Genomic DNA, 11,880 nt, shown 5'->3' on the forward strand with positions numbered 1-11,880 from the left:
GAGACCCTGTGTGTCGCCGGCGCGGATGGTGGGCGCGCGTGACGGAATTATTTATTCCGGCGAAAATTAATCGCGAAAGGCGGGGACGGCTGGTATCGGCGCGTTGCCATGAGACGCGCCGAACAGATACTGCTGGACGAGGAGAAGCGGCTGTTATGGCAGCTGCGGACCGGCGGGGCGCAGTCACGCTCCGCGCTCGCCCGCACGTTGCGGCTGAGCAACGCGGCGGTATCGCGGCTGACCCAGGCGTTGCTGGCGCAGGGGCTGATCGAGGAACTGCCGTCGGAGGCTCTGGCGGGGCGGGGGCGGCCCACCATACCGCTGCGCATCTCACCGGCGGGCGGATATGCGATCGGGCTGGCGCTGTATGCCGGCATCCTGGAGATCGCGGTGGTCGACTATGCCGGCGGCGTCATCGCGCTGACCTCCGAGACGATCGAATTGACCGATCCGCCGGGCTTCGCGCGGCACATCGACCGCCGGATCCATCAACTGGCGCTGGAGCATCGGCTGCTTGGTGGGCACCTCTACGGGGTTGGCTTCGCCGCGCCGGGGCCGGCGCTGTCGCGTGACGGAAACCGCTGGCACATCGTGCGCAACCTGCCGGGGTGGAAGGACGCGCCGTTGCGCGACATTTTCCAGGATGCGCTCCACCAGCCGGTATGGATCGAGAATGACGCCACGGCCGCCGCGCTGGCCGAATATTATCTTGGCGGGCTGATCCGGCGCTGCACCACCGCCGTCGTCATCCTGCTGGGGCATGGCGTGGGCGCGGGGATCATCCACGAAGGACGGCTGATGCGCGGCGAATCGGGGAGTGCGGGGGAGATCGGCATGTTCTATCCCGGCGATCGCCCGCGTCCCACAACGCTGGACCTGATCGCGACGCTGCAGGCGGCGGGATGCGATGTCCGGTCGCTCGCCGACTTCGCCACGGCGATCCCCGGCTACGAAGCGGTGATCGAACGCTGGCTTGATCGCGCCGCCGACCAGTTGCTGATGACCATCAATTCTGCGCTGGCCTGGCTGGAACCCGGCGCGATCCGCCTGATGTCGCCGCTGCCGGCGGCGATCATGAACGGGCTGGCGGAACGGCTCAACCGGCGTGCGATCATCTGGGGCGATCACACCGCCGAAAGCGAGACCGGTCGCTGCGCGATCGAGATTTCGCAGCTGGGCGGTGCGGGCTCGGCGCTGGGCGCGGCCTTGCTCCCGATCCACTCATCCATCATGCGAAGCTGACCGGGCCGGCGGCGGCTTTACCTGTTCCCCGCCGCGGAGGGGGCGAAGCAGATACTTTCAGAACAGCCGTTCGGGGCGTATCTGTTCGGGGCGCACGCGGCGCTGCTCCAGTTCCGCGGGCCAGGGCAGGTCAAACATCAGCGATTCCACCGCCCACGCCATCGCCGGCGACGTCTGCAAGCCATAGCCACCCTGTCCGGCCAGCCAGAAGAATCCGGGCGTAGCGGGGGCGAAGCCTGCGGTGGGTACCTTGTCGCGCACGAAGCTGCGCAGCCCGGCCCAGCGGGTCGCCACCCGCCCGACGGTAAGCGTCGTGGCTTGCTCGACCCGCCACGCGGCCAGCGCGATATCGTAATCGTCGGGCTGGACGTCGCACGGATCGCACGGCGTCACGTCCATCGGCGACGCGAGCAGACGACCCGCGTCGGGCAGCATGTAGAAGCCGTCGTCGCTGACCGTCTTCAGGAACGGCCAGTCGGCGATAGCCAGCCCGTCCGGCGGGTCGAAGCCGATGATCGTGCGTCGCAGCGGCGTGAGACCTAGCGGGCGGACGCCGGCCATGCCCGCCACCGCATCCGCCCAGGCGCCCGCCGCATTCACGACGATGCGCGCCGAATAGGTGGCGCCGGGCGTGTCCACCGTCCAGCGACCGCCATCGAAGGCGAGGCCGGCCACCGGCGAATCGAACCGGATCGTGCCGCCGGCACGGCGAAACGCGCGCGCATTGGCCTGTAGCATCGCATCGGCGTCGAGCTTGCGTCCGCCGCTGTCGAGGAGAGCGGCCACGACGCCGTCGCCGCCGGTCTTCAGCACCGGCACGATCGCGGTGGCGGCCGCCGCATCGACCCGCTCGATCGTGTCGACGAAGCGATCCATTTCGGCGTGCAGGGCTTCAAGATCGGGCAAAGACGCGCGGTCGGCGATGAACAGCGCGGGCTTTTCCGTCCACAGCGGCCCATCGGCATAATCGGCAGGCGGGGCGGCGAAGAAGTCACTGCTGGCCGCGGTCATCCCCCGGACCGCGTCGTTGCCGATGCCGAAATGATAGAAGGTCGCGCTGCGTCCCGACGAATGATAGCCCAGCGCCGATTCGCCCTCCAGCACGACCGCGCGGGCGTGCCGCGCGATCCGTGCCGCCGCAGAGATGCCGGCGATCCCGCCGCCGATGATGATGACGTCCACACGCTCGGGCATTGCCGCATTCTCCCTTGGGCATCGCGTCGGACACCGATGGGTCAGTATCGGTCGAAGACGTCGACACCGCCGCAAAGCGAACGTCCGGACGGTCCGCCGCCGCACACTTTGACAAGCTGGGCGCCGCCGGACCAGACTGGAGGCATCCACGCTATCACGCGCGGCCGATCGACCTGAAGCAGCTCGAAGACTTCGTCAGCCTGTGCGACACGCGCAGCTTCTCGCGATCAGCAGTGGTGCGCAATGTCATGCTCGGGCGATTGCCGACCAGCAGCGTGTCGCCGCCGGTGATCGTCGTCGGGGTGGGCGTGTCGAACCCGGCCCTGCCGATCCGCGATCCGGTGATGACGACGTCGGGGCTGGCCTCGGCGTCGTCCTCCTGCGCCGTCGCCGTCGCCACCTGGGCGGGCGCGGTAGAGGCGCATGCCATCGCGAAGGCGGCCGCGGCGGCAAGGGGGGGCGGGTGACGATCGGACTGTCGGCGCCGAACGACCGCTTTCCGGCGGGGTTCCGGTCCGTGGCGCGCGCCTCAGGTCAGATAGGCATGCACGATCTCGACCAGTTCTTCGGCAGCGGCGCGCTGGGGACTGTCCGCTGGCGATGCGGGATCGACCAGATGCTCGCGGATGTGGTCTTCGATCACCTCGGCGATGAACCCATCGAGCGCCCCGCGGCACGCCGTCGCCTGTTGCAGCACGCGCGCACACTCGCTGTCCTCTTCGACTGCCCGCTCGATCGCCTCGATCTGTCCGCGCATGCGCCTGATGCGATTCAGCAGCTTCTTCTTCTCTTTTTCGACGTGGCTCATGCCTGCTCCGTATTACGGCTTGATCCTATACCCGGGATAGGTATGTGGCGTCCATCGGGCGCGGAGGTTCGCGACTCGATGACGGTGCGCGCGGCTGCGTGCCCACTGACAAGGACGACGATGAACACCCGATCTACCCCCATGTCCGGCGAGGGCGACAGTAGGAGCGTTGCTCCGCTGATCGGCATCGCCGGATATGAACCGGTCGCGGAGGGCGCGGCCACCGTCTGATACGGTGGCGACGATCTCCCGGACCGGAACAAACCGGAACCGAGGAGGTCGTGACATGACCCTGGATATACCGCGTGTCGAGCGACGCGCCGACCATCGTCGCGCCGAGCCGTTGAGCCGCCGCGTCCGCCTTGCCGCATGGCGCCCCGTGCTTGCCGGCGACGACAGGAAGCGGCGAACCGGGGCGGCTTCGCCAGCCGCCTGATCTGCCCCGCACCCGATCCGACCGACGCACGCGGAGTTCGTGCCATGAACATGCACAACCCGGCCATCACCGGCCCGGGCGGTGCGCGCGATATGCGCGCGACCGCCCATCTGGACGACGCCCACAAGGGCGATATCATCGGCGCCTTCGGCACCATTGCCGAAGCCGACACCGGCGCACGGCGCGGGTGGCGGCGGCGGCTCGTGACGCTGGCCGCGATCGTGGGACCCGGCCTGATCGTCATGGTCGGCGACAATGATGCGGGTGCGTTCGGCACCTATACGCAGGCAGGGCAGAATTACGGCACGTCGCTGCTCTGGACGTTGTTGCTGCTGGTACCGGTCCTGTATGTGAATCAGGAGATGGTGCTGCGGCTCGGCGCGGTGACGGGCGTCGGCCATGCCCGGCTGATCTTCCAGCGCTTCGGCAGGTTCTGGGGTGCCTTCAGCGTCATCGACCTGTTCCTGCTCAACGCGCTGACGATCGTTACCGAGTTTATCGGCATCACGCTCGGCCTCGACTATCTCGGCGTTCCCCGCGTCGCGGGGGTGCTCGTCGCCGCGCCGCTGATCGTCGCGGCGGCCAGCACCGGCAGCTTCCGGCGGTTCGAGCGTTTCATGATGGTGCTGGTGTTCGGCTCGCTGCTGCTGATCCCGATCGCCGTCACCGTCCACCCGCCGGCAAGCAGGATCGTTCACGATTTCGTCGTCCCCGGACTGCCGGCGCGCGGCCATCTGGCGGACGTGACGCTGCTCATCATCGCGATCGTCGGCACCACCGTGGCGCCCTGGCAGCTGTTTTTCCAGCAAAGCTACCTGATCGACAAGCGCATCGGTCCGCACTTCATGGCCTATAGCCGGGTCGACCTGTGGATCGGCATCGCGGTCGTCATCGTCGGCGCGGTGGCGATGATGGCGTTCACCGCCGCCGCGTTTGCCGGCACCGGTGGCATCGGCCAGTTTACCGATGCCGGGGCCGTTGCGCGCGGCATCGCGGCGCATTCGGGGCGCCTGATGGGTATCCTCTTCGCCATCGCGCTGATCGACGCGTCCATCATCGGTGCGGCGGCCGTCTCGCTCAGCACCGCTTATGCGATCGGCGATACCTTCGGCATCCGGCACTCGCTGCATCGTTCGCCCCGGGAGTCGATCGCCTTTTACCTCGTGTTCGCCGGCCTGATTGCGATCGCTGCGGCGCTGGTGCTGATCCCGGGCACGCCGCTGGGCCTGCTGACCAATGCGGTGCAGTCGCTCGCCGGGGTCCTGCTACCCAGCGCGACCGTGTTCTTGCTGCTGCTCTGCAACGACGAAGCGGTGCTGGGGCCGTGGCGCAACGGGCGCTGGCTCAACCTTTTCACCGGCGCGGTGATCACGGTGCTGGTCCTGCTGTCGGTGGTGCTGACGGCCTCCGTGCTGTTCCCCGCTCTGAGCGCCGTCACGATGCTGTCGATCCTGGGGGGCGGATCGTCGGCGGCGCTGATCGGCTGGTTCGCGCTGCGCCTTTTCGTCGGCACTGGTGGGGAGGCCATCGATCGCACCCGCAAGGCCGAGTGGCGGATGCCGCCGCTCCACGCGCTCGCGCCGGCGATGCTGGGACGCGGTGAGCGGCTGTGGCTTGGCATCCTTCGGCTCTACCTCGTCGTGGCGGGCGGCCTCGTCCTCGTCCGCATCATCCATCTGGCACTGACGCAGCGGCTGTAACCGTCACCGTTCAAGGGGATCGTCCATGACCCGGCTTCTTGCGACGGCAGGCGCTTGTGCGCTCGCCGGCCTGACACTCCACGCCCCCGCCCGCGCCCAGTCCGTTCAGGGCAGCCCGCCCGCCGTGGTGGCGCCTGCGACCCCGGCCGACGGGATACCGGAGGGCGAGCGGATCGCGATCCGCGGGCAGGCGACGTTTGTCCTGCAAGGCACGCCGGGCTTCGCGTCCCCCTATGCCGGCGCGAACAGCCTGACGCCGCGACAGGCGAGGGAGACGGTCGACGTCACGCTCTTTGCCGGGGTGCGGCCATGGGCCGGGAGCGAATTGTGGGTAAGTCCGGAGATCGACCAGGGCTTCGGCCTGTCGAACACGCTGGGCGTCGCCGGCTTCCCGAGCGCGGAGGCGTACAAGGTCGGCCGTCGGCGTCCGTATCTGCGGCTCCAGCGGCTGTATCTCCGCCAGACCATCGCGCTGGGCGGCGCGGCTGCCGGATCGCGCGCGAGCGACCGCCTCGTGCTAACCGCGGGCAAGATCGGCGTCGGCGACGTGTTCGACACCAACAGCTATGCGCATGATCCGCGGGGCGATTTCCTCAATTGGTCGGCGGTCGATGCGGGCACGTTCGATTATGCCGCCGATGCCTGGGGCTATACCACCGGGATTGCCGCCGAAGCGTATCGCGGCGCATGGACGCTACGGTTCGGCGCGTTCAACCTTTCCAAGGTGCCGAACGGCGAAACGCTGGAGACGGGGTTCCGCCAGTATCAGCTGGATACGGAAATCGAGTACCGTCAGATGCTTGCGGGGCGGCCCGGCGCGGTCCGTGTGACGCTGTTCCGGAACCGCGGGCGCTTCGGCCGCTTCGACGATGCGCTGGCGGCTGCCGCCCGGACCGGAGATGGCGCCGATATGGCGCTGGTCCGCCGTCGCCGCGCGCGGGCCGGGATCAGTATCAACGCCGAGCAGGCGCTGACCGACACCCTGGGTGTGTTCGGGCGGGCCGGGACCGCCGACGGTCAGGTCGAGCCCTATGACTTTACCGACATTGATCGCACTGCCCAGCTCGGCCTCGCGCTGAACGGGGCAGGGTGGGGCCGGTTGAGCGACACGGCGGGCGCAGTGATCGTCGTCAACGGTATCAGCCGCGTGCATCAACGCTATCTCGACGCCGGCGGCCTCGGCGTTCTGGTCGGAGACGGGAGGCTGCCGCATCCCGGCCCGGAATATATCGGCGAGGCATATTACAAGCTGGTCGCGACCCGCGGGGTCGAGATTTCGCTAGATTGTCAGCATATTGCCAACCCCGGCTACAACCGCGACCGCGGCCCGGCCGATATATTCGCGGTGCGCCTGCACGGGGCGTTTTGACGGGCCGGGCGGCAGGTCCGCTGGTGGTCCCTGCTGGTGGCGGGGTTCCAACCGGGAAAGCACGTATTCCTGCGTCGTGGATCGATCGCTCCCGCACGTCGCATCGCGGCTTTCGGCCGGCCGTCCCGATGACACGGCCAACGCACGGTCATGAGAGGCGCGCAGGTGCGGCCGACAGGGGCAGGGGCCTGTGACCGGCTCTCATCACGGATGTCGGCTCACGCCAGCCGCCATCGTTCGAGCTGGGTCAGCACGTCACCAGCGATCTGCTCGACGGTGAAACCAGTCAGGTCGCGGGACCGGATATCATGATGCGTCTGCGCGGCGAGGAACCATGCCTTGCTGCGCCGTGCCTCCGACGCTTCCAGCGCGGTATAGGCAGCGAGCGGCCGCGCGCGCGGCTCGAGGCGATAGATAAAGGTGCGTCCTTCCTCCGCGTCGAGAAGTAAAGCCGCGCTGTCCTCGGTGATCTCGAGGCGGCTTTCCCCCCAGCCTTGTTGTTGCAGGCCTTCGTACACGGAGCGCAGCGCCGGTGCGCCGGTCCGTTCGATCTGCCGCACGATGTCCACCCTGCGCGCTGGCACGATAAGGCGCTTCAGTCGCTCGCCGATCGCCGGCGCTTCGTTGGACAGCGTCACCCCGGCCAGATCGGCGTTGGTCTGTCGCACCAGACCCAATGCCAGCATCAGCATGATGAAACAGAACGGCAGCGCCGCGATCAACGTCGCTGCCTGCAACGCCCCCAGGCCGCCGGTGAGCAGCAGGAGCGTCGCCGTCACGCCGAGCAGCACGCACCAGTAAATCCGCTGCCAGCGCGGCGTATCCTCCGCCCCGCCCGATGCAAGCGTATCGATAACCAGCGCGCCGGAGTCCGCGGATGTGACGAAGAACACGGCGACCAGCATGATCGCCAGGGTTGAGGTGACGCCGGCTGCGGGCAGATATTCCAGGAACTTGAACAGCGCGGTCGACAGGTTCGCCTGCACCGCATCCGCGATGCCGCCGGCCGCCGGCCCAAGGTCGAGCGAAATCGCTGTGTTGCCGAACACCGTCATCCAAAGGAAGGTGAAGGCGGTCGGCACGAACAGCACGCCGGTCACGAATTCGCGAATCGTCCGCCCGCGCGAAATGCGCGCGATGAACATGCCGACGAACGGCGACCAGGCGATCCACCACGCCCAGTAGAACAGCGTCCAGTCGGCCATCCAGGCGCGCGGCTCGTAGGCATACAGCGTGAAGGTCCGCATGACGAAATGGTCGAGGTACAGGCCGAAATTCTGCACCAGCGCGCGCAGCAGGAACAGCGTCGGCCCCAACGCCAGCACGAACAGCATCAGCAGCACGGCGACCGTCAGGTTCAGTTCCGACAGGCGGCGGATGCCGCGATCGGCGCCGCTCAGCACGGACAGCGTCGCCGCCCCCATCACCAGCACAATCACGACGATCTTGGTCGTCGTACCGTCGGGCGCACCGTAGTTATAGGCAAGGCCCGCCGTCATTTGCGACACGCCGAACCCCAGCGACGTGGCGACGCCGAACACGGTGCCGCAGACAGCGAAGATGTCGATCGCATCGCCGATCGGCCCGTCGATCCGCTTGCCGAGCAACGGCGACAGCCCCGACCGCAGCGTCAACGGCAGATCCTTGCGATAGGTGAAATAGGCAAGGCTGAGGCCGACCAGCGCATAGATGGCCCAGGCATGGACGCCATAATGGTGGAAGGTGATCGCCATCGCCTCGCGCGCAGCATCGATCGTGCCGCTCTTTGCCTCGGGCGGCGAGATGTAATGCTGGATCGGTTCGGCGACCGCGAAATACATCAGGCCGATCCCCATGCCCGCCGCGAACAGCATCGCCAGCCACGACAGATAGGGAAAGTCCGGCTCGGCATCGTCCGGCCCCAGCTTGAGCTTGCCCGCCGGCCCGAAGCCGAGCACCAGCACGACGACCAGGAACACCGCGACCGCCGCGATGTAGAACCAGCCGAACGTGTCGATCGTCCACGCCTGCGCCGTCTTGAAAGCGTGATCGGCGCTGCCCGGCATCGCGATGGTGGTCAGCAGTAATGCGGCGATGATCGCCGAGGCCCCCCAGAAGACGCGGGGATTGATGTCATGTGTGGGCATGGCCGCGCGATAGCCGATATCGGCCGCGCTGGCGAATGCGGCGCCTCCCTTGTCCTGTCGGGCGGTGGCTGCAATAGCCGTCACCGGGTGCGCTTCCTTCCCGCCCGGGGGGAGCGCAGGCAAGTTGCGCTGGTCGGGCCGCCAGTGCCGATGACCGTGACGGAGGGCAGCCATGACCGATTGCGCGCGCCGTCCCGCGGCTGCCCTGTCCACCGCCACGGACCGGCACCACCGCGCGACCATGCGCACGGGTACGGCATGATCCGACGCGACCGCCGCGCGGCGCGTGGCAAAACATCTGTCACCGGCGCCTTGCGGCGGCGCCGAGGTACGCCGGTCTGGCTCTCGCTCCTGTGGCGGGTCGGCCTGGTCCTTGCCCTGATCGGCATCGCACTTGCGGGTCACTGGTTCGACCGTGGCGGGCTGCGTGACAATATCGACGGCCACATCAGCTTCGCCGACGTCCTCTATTTCACGATGATCACGATCACGACGGTGGGTTACGGCGATATCGTGCCGGTGACGGAGCAGGCCCGGCTGTTCGATACGTTCGTCGTCACGCCGATCCGGCTGTTCGTGTGGCTGATCTTTCTGGGAACCGCCTATGACTTTCTTCTGCGACGGGTATGGGACGGATGGCGGATGCGCATGATCCAGCAACGCCTCCGCGGCCATACGATCGTCACCGGCTTCGGCACGTCGGGCAGCGAGGCGGTCGCCGAACTGATCCGGCGCGGTGCCGACCCCGCGACCATCGTCGTCATCGACGAACGCGCCGCTGCGGTCGAACTGGCCGAGCGGCTGGGCGTCAACGTCCTGCAGGGCGACGCCAGCCGCAATGCGACGCTGGATGCGGTGCAGGTCGCCCGCGCCAAGGCGGTGATTGTGTCGGCGGGGCGCGACGACACCTCGATCCTGATCGTGCTGACGGCGCGCGGCCTGGCGCCCGGCGTGCCGCTGAGCGTCGTGATCCGATCGGAGGACAACGAACCGCTCGCCCGACAGGCCGGGGCGACGACGGTCATCAATCCGGCAAGCTTCGCCGGACTGCTGCTCGCCGGTTCCACTCATGGTGAGCATCTGGCCGATTACATCGCCGATCTTGCCGCGCACGTCGGCCGCGTCGCGCTGCACGAACGCGATGTCACGCCGGCGGAGGTGGGCCAGCCGCTGTCCGCTCTCAACACCGGCCTCGGCGTCCGGCTGCATCGCCGCGGCGCCGCGATCGGCTTCTGGGAAGCCGGGGCACAGCGGCTGGAGACCGGCGACCGGATCGTCGAGATCGTCCCCACGGAGCGTTTGCCATGAATGTCGCCACGGGGGATCGCCCCGAACCCGCCGGACGCCTCAGCCGTATCGCGCTGTATCGATGGTGGCGGCTGTCGGTCGTCGGCCGTGTCGATCACGAGGCGGTGCTGGCGCGCGTCATTGAGGAAAGCGGATGGAGCCCGCGCTTCGCGTTCATGACGATGATGTCGGCGGGGATTGCGGTGCTCGGGCTGCTGCTGTCGTCGCCGGCGGTGGTGATCGGCGCGATGCTGATTTCGCCGCTGATGAACCCGATCCTTGGTTTCGGGTTCAGCCTGGCGCTCTTTGACTTTCGCGAACTGCGGCGATCGCTGAAGGCGCTGCTGATCGGGGCGGTCGCGGCGATCGCCTTCACCGCGCTGCTGGTGCTCGTCTCGCCGTTGCAGGCGCCGACTGCGGAGATCGTCGCGCGGACGCGGCCCAATCTGTTCGACCTGGCGGTTGCGCTATTCGCGGCGCTGGCGGGGACCTTCGCGATCATCCGCGGGCGCGGCGACACGATCGTCGGCGTCGCCATCGCGACCGCGCTGATGCCGCCGCTTGCCGTGGTGGGATACGGCATCGCCACCCGCAACGCCCCGGTCGGCATGGGCGCCTTCGCGCTGTTCGCCACCAACTTCATCACCATCGCCCTGTCGGCCACGGTGATGGCGCGCTTCTACGGCTTCGGTCATCATCTGTCGCGACGGCAGAGCTGGGCGCAGACAGGCGTGCTGACCCTGGTGTTCGTCGTCATGGCCGTTCCGCTCGGCATTTCGCTCAACCGGATCGGACGGGAAGCGCTGGCCACCGCGCAGACGCGGTCGCTGCTGTCGGACCGGTTCGGTGCCGAAGCGCGCGTGACGCAGCTCGACATCGATTTCACCGCGCGGCCGATCGTCGTGCGTGCGGTCGTCATCACGCCGCGCCGTTCGATGCAGAAGACGAGCGCGATCCAGGCCGCACTGTCACGACAGCTGGCCCGGCCGGTGCGGCTGAACCTCGACCAGATCCTGCTCGGCGCGGGGGCCGATGCGCTCGCCGCCCAGCGCGAAGAGCTGCGCCAGGCCGGAGAAGCCACCAACACCGCCGCGCAACACGTCACCGACCTGGCCAATGCCATCGCGCTGATCACCGGCGTCGCGCCCGAGGCGGTGACGATCGACCGCGACCACCATCGCGCCATCGCCGCCGCCGCCGCGCTGCCCGGCGCGACCGTTGCGACCTATCGCGCGCTGGAGCGGCGCGCGGCGCAGCAGAGCGAGGATTGGGATGTGGCGATCGTCCCGCCGCAGGGGCCGTTGCCTGACATCGTGTTTGCCGACGGTTCCGACGCGCTCGATGCCGGCGCCGGCGACGCCATCGCGACCTCCGTCTGGGCGGCAAAGCGCTGGAACCTGTCGGCGCTGGCGGTGCCGGGCTTGCCCGAGGGCCCGTCGCCCGCCAACCCCGATCTCGGCGCCCGTCGTGCACTGGCGATCGCGGCCGCGCTGCGCCAGCAGGGCATCGCTGCAACGCCTGCGCCGGCCGCGGGCAGGCGCTTCGCGCTGACGGCCGCCGCGACGGCCGCACCATGATCGCCCGACGATCCAAGGAGTATTGATGGCAGAGATCGGACCGACCCAACTGGGGACGATGCTGATCGTCGCCTCGCTGGTGGCGATGGTGTCGCGGCGGATCGGCCTGCCCTATACCGCGGGCCTGGTGCTGGCGGGTAT

General features: G+C 68.3%; 9 protein-coding genes. 6 read left to right on the top strand and 3 right to left on the bottom strand.

Annotation, left to right across the window (positions count from 1 at the left end; all coding sequences use genetic code 11):
* Window positions 1-108 precede the first annotated feature (108 nt).
* Entirely contained in the window at window positions 109-1,242 is a 1,134-nt protein-coding gene (locus AX685_RS15215; protein ID WP_066490153.1) for an ROK family transcriptional regulator, read from the top strand.
* A gap of 57 nt (window positions 1,243-1,299) precedes the next feature.
* Here the strand turns inward: AX685_RS15215 and AX685_RS15210 are convergent, their stop codons facing one another.
* Complete coding sequence (locus AX685_RS15210) at window positions 1,300-2,436, bottom strand: NAD(P)/FAD-dependent oxidoreductase (RefSeq protein WP_066490151.1); 1,137 nt, start codon at window positions 2,434-2,436, stop codon at window positions 1,300-1,302.
* A gap of 14 nt (window positions 2,437-2,450) precedes the next feature.
* On the opposite strand from AX685_RS15210, the gene AX685_RS21730 reads away from it, so the two are divergent.
* Window positions 2,451-2,903: a hypothetical protein gene (locus tag AX685_RS21730; protein ID WP_156445844.1), complete on the top strand. Its 453-nt coding sequence runs from the start codon at window positions 2,451-2,453 to the stop codon at window positions 2,901-2,903.
* 62 nt (window positions 2,904-2,965) lie between these two features.
* Here the strand turns inward: AX685_RS21730 and AX685_RS15200 are convergent, their stop codons facing one another.
* Complete coding sequence (locus AX685_RS15200) at window positions 2,966-3,244, bottom strand: metal/formaldehyde-sensitive transcriptional repressor (RefSeq protein ID WP_066490147.1); 279 nt, start codon at window positions 3,242-3,244, stop codon at window positions 2,966-2,968.
* A gap of 480 nt (window positions 3,245-3,724) precedes the next feature.
* Between AX685_RS15200 and AX685_RS15195 the strand changes: the two genes are divergently transcribed.
* Window positions 3,725-5,380: an NRAMP family divalent metal transporter gene (locus tag AX685_RS15195; RefSeq protein WP_066490146.1), complete on the top strand. Its 1,656-nt coding sequence runs from the start codon at window positions 3,725-3,727 to the stop codon at window positions 5,378-5,380.
* 25 nt (window positions 5,381-5,405) lie between these two features.
* Window positions 5,406-6,749: a carbohydrate porin gene (locus AX685_RS15190; protein WP_066490144.1), complete on the top strand. Its 1,344-nt coding sequence runs from the start codon at window positions 5,406-5,408 to the stop codon at window positions 6,747-6,749.
* 218 nt (window positions 6,750-6,967) lie between these two features.
* Here AX685_RS15190 and AX685_RS15185 read toward each other — a convergent pair whose 3' ends face one another.
* Complete coding sequence (locus AX685_RS15185) at window positions 6,968-8,959, bottom strand: BCCT family transporter (RefSeq protein ID WP_331710180.1); 1,992 nt, start codon at window positions 8,957-8,959, stop codon at window positions 6,968-6,970.
* A gap of 174 nt (window positions 8,960-9,133) precedes the next feature.
* Here AX685_RS15185 and AX685_RS15180 point away from each other — a divergent pair, with 174 nt between their 5' ends.
* Together AX685_RS15180 and AX685_RS15175 are read left to right on the top strand one after the other, a co-directional pair.
* The gene (locus AX685_RS15180) at window positions 9,134-10,183 is read left to right on the top strand and encodes a potassium channel family protein (protein ID WP_066490141.1); all 1,050 of its coding nucleotides are present in this window, start codon (window positions 9,134-9,136) and stop codon (window positions 10,181-10,183) included.
* The gene (locus AX685_RS15175; protein WP_066490140.1) at window positions 10,180-11,739 is read left to right on the top strand and encodes a DUF389 domain-containing protein; all 1,560 of its coding nucleotides are present in this window, start codon (window positions 10,180-10,182) and stop codon (window positions 11,737-11,739) included. The genes AX685_RS15180 and AX685_RS15175 overlap by 4 nt, the downstream gene beginning before the upstream one ends.
* Window positions 11,740-11,880: the final 141 nt, after the last annotated feature.

The sequence above is a fragment of the Sphingomonas sp. CCH9-F2 genome (genome assembly GCF_001556735.1).
Taxonomy (GTDB): Bacteria; Pseudomonadota; Alphaproteobacteria; order Sphingomonadales; family Sphingomonadaceae; genus Sphingomonas; species Sphingomonas ginsenosidimutans.